Source organism: Bacillus sp. 9.4 (assembly GCF_055486415.1).
Window position 1 is genome coordinate 217095 of the sequence record NZ_JBVFMU010000005.1, and the last position, 20580, is coordinate 237674.

21 protein-coding genes are annotated in these 20580 nt (G+C 46.1%); 11 read left to right on the top strand and 10 right to left on the bottom strand.

From position 1 onward, the window contains the following. Nucleotides 1–8: 8 nt before the first annotated feature. Both srfAD and ACZ07B_RS18680 read left to right on the top strand, forming a co-directional pair. Entirely contained in the window at nt 9–737 is a 729-nt protein-coding gene (gene srfAD / locus ACZ07B_RS18675) for a surfactin biosynthesis thioesterase SrfAD (protein WP_015715230.1), read from the top strand. 101 nt (nt 738–838) lie between these two features. Beyond that, nucleotides 839–2065 carry an MFS transporter gene (locus ACZ07B_RS18680; RefSeq protein ID WP_445214609.1) on the top strand — a complete coding sequence of 409 codons (1227 nt, stop codon included), beginning with the start codon at nt 839–841 and terminating at the stop codon, nt 2063–2065. A 14-nt stretch (nt 2066–2079) separates the two neighbouring features. Here ACZ07B_RS18680 and ACZ07B_RS18685 read toward each other — a convergent pair whose 3' ends face one another. Further along, nucleotides 2080–2637: a YcxB family protein gene (locus ACZ07B_RS18685; RefSeq protein ID WP_464877537.1), complete on the bottom strand. Its 558-nt coding sequence runs from the start codon at nt 2635–2637 to the stop codon at nt 2080–2082. 53 nt (nt 2638–2690) lie between these two features. After that, the gene (locus ACZ07B_RS18690) at nt 2691–3629 is read right to left on the bottom strand and encodes a DMT family transporter (protein WP_041336873.1); all 939 of its coding nucleotides are present in this window, start codon (nt 3627–3629) and stop codon (nt 2691–2693) included. A 123-nt stretch (nt 3630–3752) separates the two neighbouring features. On the opposite strand from ACZ07B_RS18690, the gene ACZ07B_RS18695 reads away from it, so the two are divergent. Beyond that, the gene (locus tag ACZ07B_RS18695) at nt 3753–5087 is read left to right on the top strand and encodes an aminotransferase-like domain-containing protein (protein WP_464877538.1); all 1335 of its coding nucleotides are present in this window, start codon (nt 3753–3755) and stop codon (nt 5085–5087) included. Here the strand turns inward: ACZ07B_RS18695 and ACZ07B_RS18700 are convergent. The 6 genes from ACZ07B_RS18700 to bsdA form a co-directional block, all read right to left on the bottom strand. Continuing rightward, a complete protein-coding gene (locus ACZ07B_RS18700) occupies nt 5082–5756 on the bottom strand; it encodes a 4'-phosphopantetheinyl transferase (RefSeq protein ID WP_003234549.1) in 675 nt (224 codons plus the stop codon). The two genes, ACZ07B_RS18695 and ACZ07B_RS18700, sit on opposite strands and share 6 nt — an antisense overlap. Before the next feature lie 104 nt (nt 5757–5860). Beyond that, nucleotides 5861–6508, bottom strand: a complete 648-nt coding sequence (locus ACZ07B_RS18705) for a YczE/YyaS/YitT family protein (protein ID WP_003234545.1) — start codon at nt 6506–6508, stop codon at nt 5861–5863. Nucleotides 6509–6828: 320 nt separating this feature from the next. Continuing rightward, the gene (gene tcyC, locus ACZ07B_RS18710; RefSeq protein ID WP_003234543.1) at nt 6829–7572 is read right to left on the bottom strand and encodes a cystine ABC transporter ATP-binding protein TcyC; all 744 of its coding nucleotides are present in this window, start codon (nt 7570–7572) and stop codon (nt 6829–6831) included. A 13-nt stretch (nt 7573–7585) separates the two neighbouring features. Further along, on the bottom strand, nt 7586–8290 hold the full coding sequence (gene tcyB, locus ACZ07B_RS18715) for a cystine ABC transporter permease TcyB (protein WP_003234541.1): 705 nt from the start codon (nt 8288–8290) through the stop codon (nt 7586–7588). Further along, nucleotides 8277–9083, bottom strand: coding sequence for a cystine ABC transporter substrate-binding lipoprotein TcyA (tcyA, locus tag ACZ07B_RS18720; RefSeq protein ID WP_003246699.1), 807 nt, complete (start codon nt 9081–9083; stop codon nt 8277–8279). The genes tcyB and tcyA overlap by 14 nt, the downstream gene beginning before the upstream one ends. Nucleotides 9084–9198: 115 nt before the next feature. Then, a complete protein-coding gene (gene bsdA / locus ACZ07B_RS18725) occupies nt 9199–10071 on the bottom strand; it encodes a transcriptional regulator BsdA (RefSeq protein ID WP_464877539.1) in 873 nt (290 codons plus the stop codon). Between the two features lie 89 nt (nt 10072–10160). Here bsdA and ACZ07B_RS18730 point away from each other — a divergent pair, with 89 nt between their 5' ends. The 5 genes from ACZ07B_RS18730 to ACZ07B_RS18750 all read left to right on the top strand — a co-directional run bounded on the left by ACZ07B_RS18730 (nt 10161) and on the right by ACZ07B_RS18750 (nt 13815). Next, nucleotides 10161–10775 (top strand): non-oxidative hydroxyarylic acid decarboxylases subunit B, encoded by a 615-nt coding sequence (locus ACZ07B_RS18730; RefSeq protein ID WP_014478815.1) that lies wholly within the window; start codon nt 10161–10163, stop codon nt 10773–10775. A 2-nt stretch (nt 10776–10777) separates the two neighbouring features. After that, a complete protein-coding gene (gene bsdC, locus ACZ07B_RS18735; protein ID WP_003234529.1) occupies nt 10778–12199 on the top strand; it encodes a phenolic acid decarboxylase BsdC in 1422 nt (473 codons plus the stop codon). A gap of 16 nt (nt 12200–12215) precedes the next feature. Further along, nucleotides 12216–12443 carry a phenolic acid decarboxylase subunit BsdD gene (gene bsdD / locus ACZ07B_RS18740; protein WP_024571634.1) on the top strand — a complete coding sequence of 76 codons (228 nt, stop codon included), beginning with the start codon at nt 12216–12218 and terminating at the stop codon, nt 12441–12443. After that, a complete protein-coding gene (locus ACZ07B_RS18745) occupies nt 12440–12904 on the top strand; it encodes a pyridoxamine 5'-phosphate oxidase family protein (RefSeq protein WP_015715237.1) in 465 nt (154 codons plus the stop codon). Before bsdD ends, ACZ07B_RS18745 begins: the two co-directional genes overlap by 4 nt. Nucleotides 12905–12969: 65 nt before the next feature. Next, entirely contained in the window at nt 12970–13815 is an 846-nt protein-coding gene (locus ACZ07B_RS18750) for an alpha/beta fold hydrolase (RefSeq protein ID WP_124060091.1), read from the top strand. A 40-nt stretch (nt 13816–13855) separates the two neighbouring features. On the opposite strand, the gene ACZ07B_RS18755 is transcribed toward ACZ07B_RS18750, so the two are convergent. After that, nucleotides 13856–15334, bottom strand: coding sequence for a peptide MFS transporter (locus ACZ07B_RS18755; protein WP_032726541.1), 1479 nt, complete (start codon nt 15332–15334; stop codon nt 13856–13858). Nucleotides 15335–15613: 279 nt separating this feature from the next. On the opposite strand from ACZ07B_RS18755, the gene ACZ07B_RS18760 reads away from it, so the two are divergent. Next, the gene (locus ACZ07B_RS18760; RefSeq protein WP_326145456.1) at nt 15614–17368 is read left to right on the top strand and encodes a right-handed parallel beta-helix repeat-containing protein; all 1755 of its coding nucleotides are present in this window, start codon (nt 15614–15616) and stop codon (nt 17366–17368) included. 14 nt (nt 17369–17382) lie between these two features. On the opposite strand, the gene ACZ07B_RS18765 is transcribed toward ACZ07B_RS18760, so the two are convergent. Then, nucleotides 17383–17604, bottom strand: coding sequence for a YczF family membrane protein (locus tag ACZ07B_RS18765; protein ID WP_015252828.1), 222 nt, complete (start codon nt 17602–17604; stop codon nt 17383–17385). Nucleotides 17605–17729: 125 nt separating this feature from the next. Here ACZ07B_RS18765 and gerKA point away from each other — a divergent pair, with 125 nt between their 5' ends. Together gerKA and gerKC are read left to right on the top strand one after the other, a co-directional pair. Further along, entirely contained in the window at nt 17730–19364 is a 1635-nt protein-coding gene (gerKA, locus tag ACZ07B_RS18770) for a spore germination protein GerKA (protein WP_464877540.1), read from the top strand. Continuing rightward, entirely contained in the window at nt 19354–20577 is a 1224-nt protein-coding gene (gene gerKC, locus ACZ07B_RS18775; RefSeq protein WP_216996228.1) for a Ger(x)C family spore germination protein, read from the top strand. Before gerKA ends, gerKC begins: the two co-directional genes overlap by 11 nt. Nucleotides 20578–20580 lie beyond the last annotated feature (3 nt).

The following is a 20580-nucleotide window of genomic DNA, read 5'->3' on the forward strand; positions in this document are numbered from 1 at the left end:
GACGGCCAATGAGCCAACTCTTCAAATCATTTGATGCGTCAGAAAAAACGCAGCTCATCTGTTTTCCGTTTGCCGGCGGCTACTCGGCGTCGTTTCGCCCTCTCCATGCTTTTTTGCAGGGGGAGTGCGAGATGCTCGCTGCCGAGCCGCCGGGACACGGCACGAATCAAACGTCAGCCATTGAGGATCTCGAAGAGCTGACGGATTTGTACAAGCAAGAACTGAACCTTCGCCCTGATCGGCCGTTTGTGCTGTTCGGACACAGTATGGGTGGAATGATCACCTTCAGGCTGGCGCAAAAGCTTGAGCGTGAAGGCGTCTTTCCGCAGGCGGTTATCATTTCTGCAATCCAGCCGCCTCATATTCAGCGGAAGAAAGTGTCCCACCTGCCTGATGATCAGTTTCTCGATCATATTATCCAATTAGGCGGAATGCCCGCAGAGCTTGTTGAAAATAAGGAGGTCATGTCCTTTTTCCTGCCTTCTTTCCGATCAGATTACCGGGCTCTTGAACAATTTGAGCTTTACGATCTGGCCCAGATTCAGTCGCCTGTTCATGTCTTTAACGGGCTTGATGATAAAAAATGCATACGAGATGCGGAAGGCTGGAAGAAATGGGCAAAAGACATCACATTCCATCAATTTGACGGCGGGCACATGTTCCTGCTGTCACAAACGGAAGAAGTCGCAGAACGGATTTTTGCGATCTTGAATCAGCATCCGATCATTCAACCGTGATCAAAAGCGGACAGCTTCGGCTGTTCCGCTTTTTTTTGTGTTGAATGCCAATTTTTGCATGGTATAATAGTCGAAATACTCAAACAAAGGAAGGTCGAAACATGCGCACGTCTCCCAGGATGAAATGGTTTGTATTGCTGTTTACGTTTGTTTTCGCCATCGGAATGAACTCATTCAGAAATTCCTTTCAATTTTTTATGCTGCCAATGGCAGATGCCTTCCATGCCGACAGGTCGCTGATCTCGGTTTCTGTCAGCATTTTTATGATCACAACCGGCATCGTCCAGTTTTTTGTCGGTTTTTTCATCGACCGTTTCAGTGTCAGAAAAATTATGGCGCTTGGAGCTGTCTGCATCAGCGCAAGCTTTTTGGTGCTTCCTTATTCACCGAATGTTCATGTGTTTTCCGCCATTTACGGTGTGCTTGGCGGAATCGGCTATTCCTGCGCGGTCGGCGTGACGACCCAGTATTTCATCAGCCGTTGGTTTGACACACACAAAGGTCTGGCGCTTGCTATTTTGACCAATGCCAACTCTGCGGGCCTGCTGCTTCTCTCGCCCATTTGGGCTGCGGCTCCGTATCATGCCGGCTGGCAGAGCACCTATACGATTTTGGGAATCGTCATGGCGGCTGTTCTGCTGCCGCTCCTCGTCTTTGGGATGAAGCACCCGCCGCATGCGCAAGCGGAGTCTGTGAAAAAATCTTATAATTGGCGGGGGTTTTGGAACGTGATGAAGCAATCCCGCCTCATTCATATCCTGTACTTCGGCGTGTTTACTTGCGGATTTACAATGGGAATTATTGATGCTCACCTCGTCCCGATACTTAAGGATGCGCATGTCTCTCATGTCAACGGAATGATGGCCGCGTTCGGGGCGTTTATCATCATTGGCGGATTATTGGCAGGCTGGCTGTCCGATCTCCTCGGGAGCAGAAGCGTCATGCTATCCATCTTATTTTTCATTCGGCTGCTCAGCCTCATTTGCCTGCTCATTCCCATTCTCGGAATTCATCAAAGCGACCTTTGGTACTTCGGGTTTATCCTGTTATTCGGGCTCAGTTACACAGGCGTGATCCCGCTGACCGCAGCGTCAATTTCGGAAAGCTATCAAACAGGATTGATCGGATCGCTGTTAGGCATCAATTTCTTTATCCATCAGGTTGCCGGAGCTCTCAGCGTGTATGCGGGCGGTTTGTTTTTTGACATGACTCATGGTTATTTGCTGATTGTCGCTGTGTGCATCGTGTTTGTGGGTTTATCGGCTGTAATAGAGCTGGTGCCGTTTTTAGATAAACAAAAGGCAAAAGAAACCCACCAATCAATATAAAAGGATCAGCACTGTCAATGCTGATCCTTTTTAAATTTGAGTTTTTTTGTTTCGGTATTTTTAAGGATAATCTCCTTGAATCTGTTCATCTCCACTTCGGAATGAAAAAAATGTTTTGGGATCGCAATATATTGGCCGCTTGATGTATTGACCCTGAAGATATTTTTATATTCGAAAACAGCTGTGATTTCATCCCAATTGAAAATGAGGTCATATTTTTTAGAACATATACGAATTCCTTCTTGGTTCAGAGTATATGTTCTTTTAGATTTCATCCGTTCGTTCTTCTTGTATGCTCTGGAAAACCTCACATATAGAAGAAGGAGGAGCAGCAGTGTAAACAGAACGGACATCACGATAATCAACATACTGTTCATAAACAAGTTAAGCTCGTCACTGCCATAAACGATACGGGGCCATCCGTTAATGAAGTTAACTGCAGCAAATATGGCGCAAAACAACAGAAAGTAAAAACATGATAATTTTGCGATTTGATAAAAAAAGATTTCTCTTACATCCTTAAAAGTGATTTCTCCTGGAAGATTGATACTTTCACTAGCATATTGAACCATACGGTAAACTTACACCTCTAACCATGTTTTTCCTTTCAGTCTAGCATAATTTCTTATTTTTTTGCAGGCATACCAGGGCGCTTTGTTTTTTTCTCCAGATTGATATTGCTCCCCACCACGCCAATCATAATACAAACAGCCCCGGCAAGATGATACCAGGCCAGGCTTTCGTTGAGAATCACAACTCCTGCAATCATCGTCACAATGGTAGATACATGATTAAAAGCACTCATTTTAAACGCCTCAATTCGCGACAGCGTATAGTTAGACAGAAATGAAGTGACGAGTGAAGACAGCACGCCCAAATACACAATGGCGAGAACGAAGCCGGGCTCCCGGAACGGCAGAAAATAAGTGCCGACTGTTCCCGCCGCTCCGTGACGCACAAGGGCGATGGCGTTGAAGACGACAAAGCCGATGGCTGACATGATGTAGGTGAGCTCGGTCAGCTTGAACCGCTGCGTCATTTTTCTGGCAGCAGTATTGTACATCGCTGAAGACAAAGCGGACAATAGGATCAGCAAAGACCCTTTTAAGCTGGCTGATTCCACGTCAACGCCTTTCATCACAAAAATAAACATGACGCCGGCAACGGATAAAACCGTGAACCCCTTTTGCGTCCACGTTGGGCGTTCCTTTAAAACATAAGCGGCAAAGACCATCGTGAAAATCGGAATGGCTGCCTGAATAATCCCCGCTTCAGAGGAGGATGAGTACACAAGGCCGAATGCCTGAAAGCTGAAAAATAACGCGGGATACAGCAGGGCGAGCGGCAAAATGGCAATGACGTCCTTTACGCGGATTGATAGCTTTACCCAGCCGAATAAGATCGGTACAGTGGCCGCAGCAAACGCAATGGTGAACCGATGCGCCAAAATATCAAACGGCTCTGCTGTTTGCAGTGCGATTTTTACGAATAGAAAGGATAAACCGATAATGAACGAATATAAAATAGCCGCTATATAAGCGGGGGCTTGCTGATGTTTAACCATAATGGGAATGGCTCCTTTACCTGAATTGCAGCGCCGGTCGCTCCCTTTATTGTATGGCCGCGGTCAGAACGGTACAATGAGAAAAACAATGAACTGTACCGGTACAAAATAGGGGGAGAAGGCATGGAGAAATATATGAGTCTATTAACGAGGATAGAGGAGATGATGCAAAGCACCGCCTATCAAGAAGGAGACAGGCTTCCATCTATCCGTCAGCTGTCCGCCCGCTACCAAGTCAGCAAAAGCACAGTGATCCGCGCGCTGCAGGAGCTGGAAAAACGCCACCTTATCTATTCCGTTCCGAAAAGCGGCTATTATATTGTGAAAAAGACGGGAAAAGCCAAAAGCGGGCAGCAGGGTCCCATTGACTTTGCCACATCTGCGCCGGATCCCGATGTGTTTCCGTATCTTGATTTTCAGCACTGCATCAACAAAGCGATTGATACATACAAAAACGATTTGTTTATTTATGGGACGCCAAAGGGGCTTCCCTCACTCATCCGCGTACTCCGAAAGCTCTTGGCCAATCAACAGGTATTTGCGGATGAAAGGCATATTTTCATTACATCAGGTGTCCAGCAGGCGTTATCCTTGCTTTGTGCCATGCCGTTTCCAAATGGGAAAGAGAAGATCGCCATTGAACAGCCGGGCTACCATTTGATGGTCGAACAGCTTGAGACGCTTGGGATTCCCGCCATCGGGGTGAAACGAACGGAAGAAGGGCTTGATATAGCCGAGGTTGAGCGGTTATTTCAAACAGAATCGATTAAATTTTTTTATACGATGCCCCGCTTCCATAACCCGCTTGGCTGCTCTTTGTCAGAGCGTGATAAACAGGAGCTTGTGAGACTGGCAGAAGCGTATGATGTCTACCTCGTTGAGGATGATTACCTCGGTGATCTGGAGGAAAATAAAAAGGCAGATCTGCTGTACGCATATGATCTGTCCTCACATGTCATCTATTTGAAAAGTTTCTCGAAAATGATGTTCCCCGGCCTTCGCGTGGGGGCGGCTGTTTTGCCCGAAGCGCTGACTGACACGTTCTATGCGTACAAAAAGCTGAACGACATCGACTGTTCGATGATTTCTCAAGCGGCATTGGAGATTTACCTGAAAAGCGGTATGTACGGCAGGCATAAGGAGAAAATCAGAAATTCTTATAAAGAGCGGTCGCTTAGGCTACATCAAGCCATTCAAACACACAGGCAGCTGGGAAGCGGCCGCTTTACGTTCTCCAGCGGGCAGGCACCCTGTATGCACACCCATCTGGTGCTTCCTCAGGATCTGCCCGCCTCAAGAGTGATTCATAGGCTGAAAAAACAAGGGGTGATCCTTGAGGCGATAGACCGTCATTATTTATCAGATTATCAGAAAGAAAATCTATTAAAAATCAATATTTCCAATGTGAAAACGGAAGATATTGAGCGCGGTGTCAAGCTGTTGATGAGCCATTTATAAAAGCTCTTCGTACGAGACCATTGTGATATCCTCGGGGAAATCAGGGTGTGCGGCGCATACAGCCATTTTGTAGCCGGGATCGACCTCATACGTTTTGATATAGCATGGGGAATGGCTGTCCGGAAGCTCAATGGATACTTGTCCGTCCTGATGCAGGCGCACTGAAAAGGAATCAAGCGGAAGCGATAAGCCTTTGCCTTCCTGTTTGATAAAGCTTTCTTTCATTGACCATAGATGATAAAAATAGTCTGTCTGCTCGTCCTTGTCTTTTGCTAAAAGGTCGCTGTACTCTGTTTTTGAAAAGAAGCGCTTGGCGATCTCAAGACTGATCGGTTTCGTTTTTTCGATATCTATGCCGATCGGCTGTGAATCAAACGCGCAAATGACCCAGCGGCCGGAGTGAGAAATGTTGAAATGAGCGTCGGGAAGATCAGGGATGCACGGCTTCCCGTATTCCTGCGTGCTAAAGCGGATATCGGATTTGTCCAACTGATACTGCCTGCTTATGACTGAGCGAACGAGCACATCTCCCAGCAGGGTGCGGTGAGCATCTTCTTTATGATAAAATCTCCGGCATTTCTCCCGTTTTTCAGGTGATATGAAAGACATGAACCGTTCATTTTCTTCTTGTGAAAGCGGGCGGTCCATATAAATTCCGTAAATCTTCATTCTAGATCCTCCGTCTGCAAAAGATTGTCAAAACCATCCTATCATACTTCCACAAGACTCATATAGAGGAGAAAATAAAAAAACAAAGCCAAGGCGGCTTTGCTTTAGTGTACAGGCGGAGATGCTTTCACAGCGGCTGTCCGCCTTGCCACAGCATAATTCAGCAACTGGATTGACTGGGGCAATGAAAAACGCAAAATAAGTCCGGTGAGGATGGCGGTCAAAATGGTGCCAAAACCGATCGGTCCGCCCATGCCCCATGCCGCAAACAAAATGGTTAATTCCATGCCGTTCCGCACCCATTGCACATTCCAGCCGGTTTTTTCTGTAATCAGCATCATCAGTGAATCACGCGGCCCCGCGCCAAGGCCTGCTGATACATAAACACCGACGCCGTAACCAATCAGCACCACGCCTAGAGAGAAGACGATGATCGAGCCTGTGTAGGTCGAGGGGGCAGGCAGAATGAAATTGAAAAAATCTATAAATACACCAATGAGCACCATATTCAGGAGGGCCCCAATTTTCGGCCAAGCTCTCGTAAACAATGACGTGAATCCGACGATGAGCGCTCCAATAATGATGGACCACTGGCCGACGGTAAGCCCGAAGTGCTGAAACAGGCTGTAATGAAATGCATCCCACGGACTAATGCCGAGTGCTTTTCCTTCTATCGTCAGGGATACACCAAAAGCCAAAATGATCAAACCGGCAAAATAAAATGTCCAGCGCAGAACAAGTTCTTGCTTCACGTGAGGTCCCTTCTTTCTTAAAAATCAGTCGATTGTCATTGTAGCACATCTGACAGAAGGGCGGAATAGGCGAAAGGGGCTCAACAAAAAAACAGGGCCGCCGCGGGCGCCCTGTTTCAGCGTGTTGGCAAACCCTTGCATTCGTTGTCAGGCCTGTGCTTCGGTGCTCACGAATTTAACATTCGCTGTGCTCCAATGCTCGCCCTTCCTAGACTTCAAAGGTTTTCAATCACGCTGAAAATCACAAAATCCTAAAACGAAAATCGTTTTAGGATTTTGTCAATAATCTGAAACAGGGCGCTGGCGCCCTGTTTTTCTTATTACAGCGGGTTCAAAATCCGGTTCAAGAACCGCTGTGTCCGTTCTTCTTTTGGTGCGGAGAAAATTTGCTCCGGCGGTCCTTGCTCCACGATAACGCCGCCGTCGATGAAGATGACTTCATCCGCAACTTCCTGCGCGAACTTGATTTCGTGGGTCACGACGACCATGGTCCAGCCTTCATTGGCCAAGTCCTTGATAACCTTCAGCACCTCTCCGACAAGCTCGGGATCAAGCGCTGAGGTCGGTTCGTCAAACAGCATGAGCTCAGGCTGAATCGCCAGTGCGCGGGCGATGCCGACGCGCTGCTGCTGGCCGCCGGAAAGCTGGAACGGATATAAATCCATTTTGTCCTTCAATCCGACTTTATCAAGAAGCTGAATCGCTTCTTTTCTGACTTCCTCTTTGTTCCGTTTTTGCACCTGAATAGGGCCCTCCATCACGTTTTCGAGGGCTGTGCGGTGCGGGAACAGGTGATACGCCTGAAACACCATTCCGGATTTTCGGCGAAGCTTTAGGATATCCGCCTGTTTCACCTTTTTGGAGAAATCGATGGAGAAATCATCAAATGCAAGCTCTCCGCGATTCGGGATCTCCAGAGCGTTCAGGCAGCGGAGCAGCGTCGTTTTTCCTGAACCTGAAGGCCCAAGTATGGCGATGACTTTTCCTTTTTCAATCTTCATATCTATCTTTTTTAAAATTTCATTTTCACCGAATGATTTGTTTAATCCTTTAACGGTAAGCATACTCGGAACCTCCTTATTTGGCCACGTAGCGGTCAAGACGCCGTTCGATGACATGCTGGACGAGTGAGAGCAGGAAGCAGATAATCCAATAAATAAAGGCTGCTTCAATATAGATCACTAAAATTTGATCAAGATTCCGCGCGCCGATTTCCTGGGCTTTTCTGAACAGCTCAGCGACCAGAATTTGAGAGGCGAGGGATGTATCTTTAATCAGGCTGATAAAGGTATTGGATAATGGCGGGATCGACACACGAAACGCCTGCGGCAAAATGACGCGGAACAGCGTTTTTTGATGTGTCATGCCAATTGTGTAGCCGGCTTCCCATTGCCCTTTCGGCACGGATAAAATAGATGCCCGAATAATTTCAGATGCATAGGCGCCGACGTTTAATGAAAAGGCGATAACTGCGCTTGGAAATGGATCTAATGTGACGTTAAAGGCCGGGAACAGATAGAAAATGATGAACAATTGAACGAGAAGAGGAGTGCCGCGTATTGCGGATACGTATACGCTGAACACCCATCTCAAAGGTCTCACTTTCGACATTCTGGCAAGCGCCGTAATCAGCGCCAGGATCATTCCGAATATAAAGGAAAGAATCGTAAGGGGAATCGTATAGTAGATTCCCCCTGAAAGTATCGGCCAGAATGACTGCTGCACCAGATCCCACGGGATCGCCGTGCCAAGCGTCAATGCCGGCAGATTATTTAGAAACATCTTCGCCGAACCATTTTTTAGAAATTTTAGAAAGAGTCCCGTCCTCTTTCATTTCTTTTAATGCTTTGTTGACTTGATCAACAACCTCGCCGCTTCCTTTACGGAACGTGAAATATGTTGACTGAGGCTCACCTGTTTCAAACGCGATTTTCACGTTTTTATTGCCAGATGTTTTTAAGTAGTTCAATACGGCAAGCTTATCGTTGTATGTCATATCGACGCGGCCTTGCTGGATCATTTGAAGGGCCTGCGCCATGCCTTCAACGCCTTCTACTTTAGCGCCGGCGTTTGTAGCTAATTTGTTGTAGTTGCTTGTCAGTGATTGAGCTGACGTTTTTCCTTTTACATCTGCTTCAGACTTAATATCGTTGTTGTCTTTTTTCGTTACGACAACGGCTCTTGATGTTGTGTATTTATCTGAGAAATCATATTTGTCTTCACGATCTGTTTTTCCGACTTGGTTGGCAACAACGTCAAACCGTTTGGAATTCAGGCCGGCAAACATACTGTCCCACTGTGTTTCCTTAAAGTCGACTTTAAGCCCGAGGCGTTTTGCGACTTCTGTGATAACTTCGACATCATAGCCAGTCAGTTTATCAGTGTCTTTGTCGTGGTAAGTGAACGGCTCATATGTTCCTTCCGTTCCGACTGTGAGCACACCTTTTTTCTTAATTGAAGCCCAAAGATCGCCATCTTTGGCATTATCTTTTGACTGATTGTCATTTCCTGCTCCGCAAGCTGCAAGAGCTGCAATACTTACGACCATGAATAAAGCCAATAATGCTTTTTTCATCTTATTCCCCACTTTTCTGGTTGATTTTATTGAAATAAAAAATTAGCTTACAAATCTAAAGGATAACTTTTTTTTAGTATGAGTCAAGTATTTGGTTTTCATAAGACAAAATCTTTTAAAATAAATCCAAAAATTGCTGTGCCGGTTTAGGCAAATAACTGTCCGTTCTCCACATGACAGCCGGTGTCATAATGAAGGGATTATTTTCGATATGGACGGTGTGAACGTGATTTCTCATATGAACGGGAATCATTGTGACAGGCAAAATAGACGCGCCGAATCCGGATGACACGAGGCTGAGCAAAGTTGCAGAGTCGTGGCATTCACAAACAATGCGCGGCTCCAGGTTCAAACGATGAAATTCATTCATGACCTGATTATAGACGCCTTTTCCGTTGACAGGCCGCAGCAGGATCAGCGGAAACGAAGGAATGTCTTCCATCTTAATGGTTTCTCCGCACGGATATCCGGCTTCATCTGAAAGCACGAGCACACATGGAATGTCATCAAGCTGCTTGAATTGTACTGTGTCACTTTTGATCAGTGTTGTCGTGACCGCCGCATCGATTTGCCGGCTTTCCAGCAGTTCCAACAGTGTCGCGGGTTCATTTTCCCAAATATTAAAGGTGAGATGGGGGTATCTCTCTTTGATCTGTGTTACTTTTTCAAGCATCAGAGCCGCGCAATAAATCGTTGATCCCACGGCAAGTGTGCCGGCTACTTCCTCCTTCAGCTCCTGTACCTCAATGACTGCATCTTCAAACCTATGCAGAATCTCTTTTGCCCTTTTTAGAAAAACAGCTCCTTCATATGTAAGAGTCATTTGTTTTTTCTTGTTCCGGTCGAACAGAACAACACCAAGCTCGTCCTCCAGCTGTTTGAGCTGCCTGCTTAAAGGCGGCTGCGCCATGTGAAGCTTTTTGGCTGCGGACGTGATTTTCTGTTCTTGGGCAATGGTAATGAAATATCGAAGCTGGCGAATGTCCAAAAGAAAGCGCCTCCTTATCATACCTTTTAGGTATGAAATATAGATTTAATAGATATTTTTCATATGGATATATCAGGAGTATGATTGAAATGAAAGCAGAATTCAAGCGTAAAGGAGGGGGCAAAGTGAAACTCGTTGTCGGAATGACAGGGGCAACAGGGGCCATTTTCGGGGTCAGGCTGCTGCAGTGGCTGAAGGCCGCCGGAGTGGAAACCCATCTCGTTGTGTCTCCTTGGGCAAACGTCACGATCAAACACGAAACAGGCTATACGTTACAAGAAGTAGAACAACTGGCCACATACACTTACTCACATAAGGATCAGGCGGCAGCCATTTCAAGCGGGTCGTTTGATACCGATGGAATGATTGTTGCGCCGTGCAGCATGAAGTCTCTCGCAAGCATTCGCACCGGAATGGCGGATAATCTGCTGACACGTGCGGCGGATGTCATGCTCAAGGAGAGAAAAAAACTCGTCCTCTTAACGAGAGAGACGCCTTTGAACCAAATTCATCTCGAAAATATGCTAGCGCTTACGAAAATGGGTACAATCATTCTTCCTCCGATGCCGGCATTTTATAATCAGCCGAGCAGCTTAGAGGAAATGGTTGACCATATTGTTTTTAGAACGTTGGACCAATTCGGCATTCGGCTTCCTGAAGCGAAGCGCTGGAATGGGATTGAAAAACAAAAAGGAGGAGCTTGATCATGGCTTATCAAGATTTCAGAGAATTTCTCGCTGCCCTTGAAAAAGAAGGACAGCTGCTTACAGTGAATGAAGAGGTAAAGCCGGAACCGGATTTAGGGGCCGCCGCACGGGCAGCCAGCAATCTTGGCGATAAAAGCCCTGCGCTCTTATTTAACAACATTTACGGCTATCATAACGCTCGAATTGCGATGAATGTCATCGGCTCTTGGCCAAACCATGCCATGATGCTGGGCATGCCGAAAGACACACCGGTAAAAGAACAGTTTTTTGAATTCGCAAAGCGTTATGACCAGTTTCCGATGCCGGTCAAACGTGAGGAAACAGCGCCATTTCATGAAAATGAAATCACAGAAGATATCAATTTGTTCGATATACTGCCTCTTTTCAGAATTAACCAAGGTGATGGAGGCTACTATTTAGACAAAGCCTGTGTCATTTCCCGTGATCTTGAAGACCCTGACAACTTCGGCAAACAAAATGTCGGCATTTACAGAATGCAGGTCAAAGGAAAAGACCGCCTCGGCATTCAGCCTGTCCCGCAGCACGATATTGCAATCCATCTGCGCCAAGCTGAAGAACGCGGCATCAATCTTCCGGTCACCATTGCGCTCGGCTGTGAGCCGGTCATTACAACGGCGGCATCGACTCCGCTTCTCTATGATCAATCAGAATACGAAATGGCAGGTGCGATTCAAGGCGAACCATATCGCATCGTCAAATCAAAGCTGTCTGATCTGGATGTTCCGTGGGGCGCTGAAGTGGTGCTTGAAGGTGAGATTATTGCCGGAGAGCGCGAATATGAAGGGCCGTTCGGTGAATTCACAGGCCATTATTCCGGCGGACGCAGCATGCCGATTATCAAAATTAAACGCGTCTATCACAGAAACAATCCGATCTTTGAACATTTATACTTAGGCATGCCTTGGACAGAATGCGATTACATGATCGGCATTAACACATGCGTGCCGCTTTATCAGCAGTTAAAAGAAGCGTATCCGAACGAAATTGTGGCAGTGAACGCCATGTACACACACGGTTTAATCGCGATTGTTTCCACAAAAACCCGCTATGGCGGATTTGCGAAAGCGGTCGGCATGCGCGCACTCACAACGCCGCACGGACTCGGCTACTGCAAAATGGTCATTGTCGTTGATGAGGATGTCGATCCATTCAACCTTCCGCAGGTCATGTGGGCGCTTTCGACCAAAATGCATCCGAAACACGATGCGGTCATCATTCCGGACTTATCTGTCCTGCCGCTTGATCCGGGATCCAATCCATCAGGAATCACTCACAAAATGATTCTTGACGCCACTACACCGGTTGCGCCGGAAACAAGAGGCCATTATTCACAGCCGCTTGATTCTCCGCTAACAACGAAAGAATGGGAACAAAAACTAATGGACTTAATGAATAAATAAGGAAAGGATGTTCGAAATGCATACATGTCCTCGATGCGACTCAAAAAAGGGAGAAGTCATGAGCAAATCGCCTGTAGAAGGCGCATGGGAAGTTTATCAGTGCCAAACATGCTTTTTTACATGGAGATCCTGTGAACCGGAAAGCATTACAAATCCCAAAAAATACAATCCAGCGTTTAAAATTGATCCAAAGGAAACAGAAACAGCAATTGAAGTTCCGGCGGTGCCGGAACGAAAGGCTTGATCGGCGTGAACAGTATGTCAGACCGTCTCTTTGAGCTGCTTGACGGGAGATGCCTGAATGAGAAGCAGCATGAGGCCTTCGTTCTGCAAACAGTATCAGAGGATGGCTGGCCGCATGCCGCTATGATCAGTGCGGGTGAAATTATCGCGCTGAGCCGAACTGATATCCGAATCGCTCTGTGGAAAAACACAATGACTTCGGCCAACATCCTTCGCACAGGAAAAGCACAGTTCACGGCGTGGTGGAAGGGAGCGGCCTATTATGTAAAGCTTGAATGCGCGCCTTTACCGCCTTTGAAAGATGCCGAATATGATAGAGACCGTTTTTCCTGCCGCATCGTTTCAGTGAAGGAGGACGTTGCGAAATACGCTGATTTGACTTCAGGTGTCCGTATACAGCTTCACAGCCCTGAAGAGGTGCTGGGCAGATGGGAAAAGACCCTGGAAGATTTAAAGCGGTAATATCGATAGCCTGACGCCATGCGTCAGGCTTTTTTTATATAATGAAAACAAAGGGGGCGTGAGAAATGGAACGTGCGGGGATCTGTCACTCGGACGGCTTTGATTTAGCTTATCGAATTGAGGGCGAGGGCGCACCCATCCTTGTGATCGGGAGTGCGGTTTACTATCCGCGCCTTTTTTCCTCAGATATCAAACAGAAATATCAATGGGTCTTTGTCGACCATAGGGGATTTGCTAAGCCTAAGCGGGAGCTTCGTGCGGAGGATTCGGGGCTTGATGCCGTCTTGGCTGATATCGAAAGGATGAGAGCATTTCTTCAGCTTGAGGATGTTACTATTCTGGGACATTCTGGGCACGCTTTTATGGCTTTAGAGTATGCCAGGACATATCCCAAACAAGTTCGGAAGGTGGCGCTCTTCAATACTGCGCCTGATAACAGTGAGGAAAGACAGCGGAAAAGCGAATCATTTTTCATGGAAACAGCCAGTCTTGAGAGAAAGAAACGCTTTGAAAAAGACATCGTGAATTTGCCGCAGGACATCGAAAAAGATCCTGAAAGGCGCTTCGTGCACATGTGTATCCGCGCTGAAGCGAAAAGCTTTTATCAAGAGCGGCCGCATGCTGCTGCCTTATGGGACGGTGTATTCACGAATATGCCGATCATGGATGAATTATGGGGCAAAACATTTGCCCGGCTTGATCTTATTCAGCGGTTAGCTGATGTTCGTATGCCGGTGTATATCGGATTAGGGAGATATGATTATTTGGTTGCGCCTGTTGCGCTATGGGATGCTGTTGACGGTTTATATCCCCATGTGGATAAGGTTATTTTTGAAAAGAGCGGCCATCAGCCGATGCTGGAAGAACCGGAAGCCTTTGATCAAAGCTTCAGCAAATGGCTGGATCAATAAAAAAACAGCCCGCAGATCAAAATCCGCGGGCTGTTTCTGATTATAAGACCCCTTTCATCGCGCGTTTGATAACCGGCGAGAGCAGCAGGAGAATGCCGCCAAGAACGATAGAAATCAAACCGATGGTGCCGAAGTACATTGTTTCAGGAATTTTATCAAACAATCCGGCTACTTGGGCATTGATCGCTTGGGCTGCTGCGTTCGTCAGAAACCACATACTCATTGTCTGTGCAGAGAAGGCAGCTGGGGCCAGTTTCGTTGTCACGGATAAACCGACTGGAGAAAGGCACAGCTCTCCAAGCACGACAAGCAGGAAGCTGAGAACGAGCCAAAGCGGGCTTACGAGTGCTTCTTTTCCTTGCATAGCAGGGAATACCATAATGATAAATGACAATCCGGCTAAAATAATTCCGATTGAGAATTTAACTGGTGTAGACGGCTGGCGTTTGCCAAGCTTCATCCAGAGCCATGCGAATATTGGCGCAAAAATGACGACAAACAATGGATTTAATGATTGGAACCAAGATGACTGAAGTTCGAATCCGCCCAATGAAAGTCTTATGCGTTCATCAGCGTATACCGCAAGAATGGTCGCTCCCTGTTCCTGAATGGCCCAGAACATGACAGCACCGATAAACAAAGGAATGTAAGCGGCAAGACGGGATTTTTCTGTGCTGTCCGCTTTTTTGCTTGTAAACATGATGATGAAATAAATGACAGGAATCAAAATACCGAGAATACTTACAAGGTCGATAAAACGATTGATCGTCAGCACGCCTGTTTGTACAGAGATAATCACTGCGATCGCCACGATGATAACACCGATTCCGGTGCCAATCGCAGATTTTTTAGACAGCGGATTCGGCACATTGGAACCTGCAAGCCCGAGGTTTTTCTTTCTTGTCAAAGCAAATACGATAAGTCCGAGAAGCATTCCGACCGCGGCAGCTCCGAATCCGAGATGATAGTTGTACTTCTGTCCGAGTGTTCCGACAATTAACGGCGCGAGTAAACCACCGAGGTTAATCCCCATGTAGAAAATACTGAAACCTGAGTCGCGGCGCGGGTCTTCTTTCGTGTAAAGATCCCCAACTACGCTTGAAACGTTTGGTTTTAATAAGCCTGTTCCGACAATGATAAGCACCATACTGATATAGAATGCTATCGAACTGCCCGGATAGGCGAGTGCAATGTGGCCGAACATAATGAATATGCCGCCGTAAAACACGGTGTTTGCGGTACCGAATACCCGGTCAGCGAGCCATCCGCCAATAATGGTGGACATGTATACGAGTGATCCGTAAATCGACATAATGGCAACCGCAGTGCCCTTGTCAAAGCCGAGCCCTCCGTTTACCGTCTCTGTATACAAATAGTAAAGTAAGATTGCTCTCATTCCATAGTAAGAGAAACGCTCCCAAAATTCGGTGAAAAATAGTGTAAATAGTCCTCGCGGGTGACCAAAGAACCCTTTTTGCGGGACGCTTTTAATGATACTTTCGTTATCAATCGAAGCCATGTCAGCCAAACCCTTTCTAAAAAAAGTGTATTATAAAAATCATATTCTTATATAATACTTGTGTCAATATAATTTATACTCATTTCAAATAGTTCCATATTGGAAAAATTATAAATACCTAAAAATAGTGATTTCCTCCTAATTTTTAAACTTTTTATCGTGAGATTTTCTTACACAACTATTCCTTTATATTTTTTTAATAAAATTTTAGAGAAATGTACAAGCAGATCGGGCCTTTGTGAGTAACATGATAGTAATCATAGAGAAGGAGGCTCGCAATTGGCTGAATTCATATTAAATGCAGCGGATTTCGGTGTTCCTGGAGATGGTAAAACGGATTCGACAGAACGGATTAATCAGTGCCTCAGTACAGCTGTTTCGAAAGGCTATCATACTGTCTGGTTTCCAAAGGGAACATATTTAATAGACGCAACGCTTGGCGGAGATCTTAATCAGAGGTTTCGAAACGCGGGGATCATTGTTCCCGGCAACCTTGAGATTATGATGGACCCCGAATGTATCATGAAAGTGATACCGAATAGTTCGTGGGGTTATTCCGCATTTTATGTAGGCAAGCAAGAGAATATAACCATTTCCGGGGGACAAATTATCGGCGAACGGGATGAGCATACGTATGCCTCGGCAGGGATAAGGTCAACCCATGAATGGGGCTTTGGCATATGTATTGAAGGATGCTCGAATGTTGTCATTGATGATGTGAAAATATCCGATTTTACGGGCGATGGGATCATAGTCAGCCCAAGGGGATTAAAGACCAATCAAGATTATCGAACGTCAGAGCAAATTATCATCCGCCGCTGTGAGGTTCGGCGGTCGAGGAGAAATAACATTTCCATTACCGGATGTGACATGGTCACGGTGGAGGAATGCTTGATTGAAGATGCCGGAACGGGGAATGGAACAGCCCCGAAATTCGGAATTGACATTGAAGGATATGGCGAAGGTGACGTTGATTATGAGGAACCGATTAATGTATCAATTCGCAATAACCACTTTGTTGGAAACGTTTCAAGTTCTGTGACCAATTTTAACGGGTATGGCATTTTAATAGAAGGAAATCACTCAGACAATACAATCAGCTACGGATATGGGACGCAAACAGTGATCAAGGGCAATATTCTGAGACGCCCTGAAGACGCGGCGGCTGCGCCAAGAGTCGGGATAACCGGACTCGGTGTATCACAAGGAAAAGAGACCAGTGATGCAGTGATCGCTGGCAACCTTATTACCGGATTTTCAACTGGAATTGATGTCAGGGGAAAGAGCGTTCTTGTGACGAACAACAAAATCAGCAACTTTGAAAACACAGGGATATTGGTTTATCAGTCTTCCGACGTAAAGGTAGACGGAAACCAAATTCAAAACGGACTGTCTGAAACAAGGCGCAGCATCGGTCTTCGCGCAGTGCTGTCAGATGACATCGCTTTTCTGAATAACTGTCTCATTCAAGTCGTTGACGGTGTGAACGTTTCCGGCGGAAATATGATCATTAAAGATAATCTCCTGAGAAAATTCAGCCGGGGCATTTGGATTGCTCAAGGGAACGCGGTGATTGAAGGGAATACACTGAATCCTGACGCGTTTGAAGCAGTGCCGGAATCATATTCTGTTTCCGTCACAAACAATGCCGGCGCCATCATCAAAAACAATACATTTAAAGAGTTCAAAAATTACCCCATTTATTGCTCCACAAGTGCAAAAACCTCAATTATCGGCAACCACTTAGAGCGATCCCCGCTTTTGGTCACCATCTATATCAGCGCAGGTGTGCATGAGATTTTTGATAATACCATTTCAGTCAACAGAACAGCCGGGAATCCGATTGTGATTTATCTCAATGGCTCTGCAGGCTCTATCATCTCTGGAAACACCATCAATAACCTCTCCGCGGGCACTGCGACAGCTATTCAAACAAACACCTCAACCAATTCCAAAATCATCGGCAACCGCATTTTTAAAGGGACAATCAACAAACACAGCAGTGATACAATAGACGGCAATTTTATCGTCTGAAAAAAGCGCCCCCTCTAGGGGTTCTTTTTTTTCGATTTATAGATCACGTACATTTCTCTCACAAGTACTAACACAAAAAATAAAATCACGACCCATTCCGCAAATGTTGTCATCTTAAAGCTGGACATATTGTTATAAACGGCTTTTGTTAAACTGAACCCTTGAAGCATGTCCATCAATACAGAAATAGCTAATAAACAAATTAATATAACTCCTGTCACGCCCAATATCTTCATGCTTCATCATCCTCCGCTTTTAGTGTCTATCGTTGGCGGAGAAGTTATACCGCATCTAACCCTAATGCATAATCTCAATTTTAAAAGGAAGAATATGAGAAAACGACAAGGAAAGGTATTTGTGTATGCCTTTATTTTCTAAGCGAAAGAACAATACAAGTTCGAAAGACAAGCGCAATACAGAAGAAAAGAATCAGGAACAGAAGCAAGAAAAAGAAAGGCCGGTTCACATTTCTCCAAGTTTGGCAAAGAATATAGCGGAAACGAAAAAGGAAGTCGGAAGCAGCTCTGACGTCATCATTCGCGAGATTAAAATCGGGGAGCAGGATCATGTCCACCTAGCTGTTATCTATATTGCTGGGCTGGTCGATAATAACACGATCCATGAGTCGTTAATTGACCCATTGGTACAGGATGAGTCTATCCAGAATACTCATGCGATCCAGCAAATTCTTGAAAAAACGCTCCCGCTGGGCGGGGTGAAAGCGGAAAAGAGCTGGGACAAGCTATTTTCAGAGTTAATGCTCGGCAATACGCTCGTTTTTGCCGATGGCTATGATGAAGCGCTGATTTGCAGCACTCAAGGGGGAGAGCAGCGCTCCATCCAAGAGCCTAGCACCCAGGTGTCATTCCGCGGCCCGCGCCAAGGGTTTACAGAGTCTCTGCAAACCAATATTTCCATGATCCGGCGATACATTAAAAATCCGAATTTATGGGTTGAAAAAATGAAAAAAGGTTCTGTTACGAATACGGATATCGCTCTCATGTACATTCAAGGAATATGTGATGAAAAGGTGCTGAAGGAAGTGAAACAGCGCCTGGAAAAAATAGATATTGACAGTATTTTGGAATCTGGATATATTGAGCAGCTGATTGAAGATGAAACCTTTACGACGTTTCCGACTATGTATCATACAGAACGCCCTGATGTTGTAGCGGGTAATCTGTTAGAAGGAAGATTCGCAATTATTGTGGACGGAACACCGTTTGTGCTTATAGCCCCGGCCTTATTTGTCCAATTTTTTCAGTCTGTTGAGGATTATTATTCGCGTTTTGACATTGCGACAAGCATAAGAATTCTTCGTGTTTTAGTCTTTTTCATTTCGCTTGTGGCTCCGGCTGTATACGTGGCAGCCACGACGTTTCATCAAGAAATGATACCGACTCAGCTGTTAGTGGTCATTGCGGCCCAGCGGGAAATTGTCCCGTTTCCGGCTGTTGTGGAGGCGCTGACGATGGAGGTTGCTTTTGAGATTCTGAGGGAAGCGGGAGTCCGGCTGCCCCGGGTTGTCGGCTCGGCAGTATCAATCGTAGGCGCGCTCGTAATCGGCCAGGCTGCCGTACAGGCTGGTATCGTCTCTCCGGCAATGGTGATTATCGTGGCACTCACCGCGATTGCGAGCTTCGCAACACCGGCGTTTGCAATGGCGATTTCAGCCCGGCTTATTCGGTTTATCTTTATTATTGCCTCAGCTGTTATGGGTTTTTACGGGCTGATTTTAGGGATCATTATGATGTTTGTCCACTTATGCAGTCTTCGTTCATTCGGCGTTCCATATATGTCGCCGCTTGCACCCTTTTCTTCACAAGGTGTAAAGGACGCGCTTTTCCGAATTCCGTGGTGGGCTGATGAAAAAAGGCCGGAATCGATCAGTAAGGAAGATAAGGTGCGGCAGGGGAAGGATCAACGCCCAGAGCCGGCCGCTTCACGAGGAATGGTGAACAAAGACTTGGAAGAAGGGGATCAGAATGGTACGTAAATGTCTATTAGCCGTTCTTATGCTTTTGAGCGTCATTGTGCTGCCCGGCTGCTGGGATAAGCGGGAGCTGACAGATCTTGCGATTATCTCGGCGATTGGCATCGATCGGACAAACGAAGGCAACTACGTGCTGCATCTTCAAATTATCAATCCTGGAAATGTCGCCGGCGGGCTTCAGGGAGGCGGTGCTGGGGACAGGCCGCCTGTATCTGTCTATTCAATTGAAGGCGACAATTTGACGGAAGCACTCAGAAAAGCCTCTATGAAGGTATCGCGGCGGCTTTATTTTGCCCATACCAACCTGGTCGTAATCAGCGAAAAGCTGGCGAAAGAGGAAGGGCTGGATTTTGTATTAGACAATCTTGACCGGGACACGGAATTCAGGACAACGGCGACCTTCGTCGTTGCCCATAAAACAAAAGCAGAAAATATCGTGAAAATCCTGACGCCTATTGATAAAATTCCGTCAAACAAAGTCAATAAAACCCTCGATTTCACGGAAGCGCAATACGGTCGGGTGGTCAAAACCAATATTCAGGACGTTTTGAAAACACTTGCCAGCGACACAAGGGCACCGATTATTCCGGGTTATTTGATGATTGGCGATGATAAAAAAGGAGTCAGCATGGAAAACACGCAGGCAACTGACCCGAAAGCCATTCTTCAGGCAGACGGCTTGGCGGTTTTTGATAAGGCTGGGTATTTAAAGTATTGGATTGAAGATGATGAAAGCGTGGGGGCAGTCTGGCTTATGAATAAGGTCCAGCATACGTTTATTAATGCTGATTGGGGCAAGACGAAAGATGCGGTCAGCTTGCAGGTTACCCATCAAGATACAAAGCTGGTACCCGATATGCGGAACGGACGTCCGCACATCCATGTGAAAGTGACGGTTGAAGGAATTATAGATGCTGTCAAATACCCTTTCCAATTATCTAATCCCAAGGTGTTGGCCGCTATTGAAAAAGCGCTCAACAAAGAGCTTGAAAAGGAAATCAGCCATACTGTGAAAATGATCAAGAAGAATAAGATAGATTTTGTCGGTTTTGGTGACACGATATATAGAAAGTATCCGAAGCAGTGGGAGAAAATGAAGGACACATGGGACAAAGAATATTTGCCCGAACTGGCCATCGATGTGAAGGCCGAGACGTATATCAGAAGAACGGGATTGCGAAACAATCCGATCAAACACCAGTTTAAAGATGATTAGGTC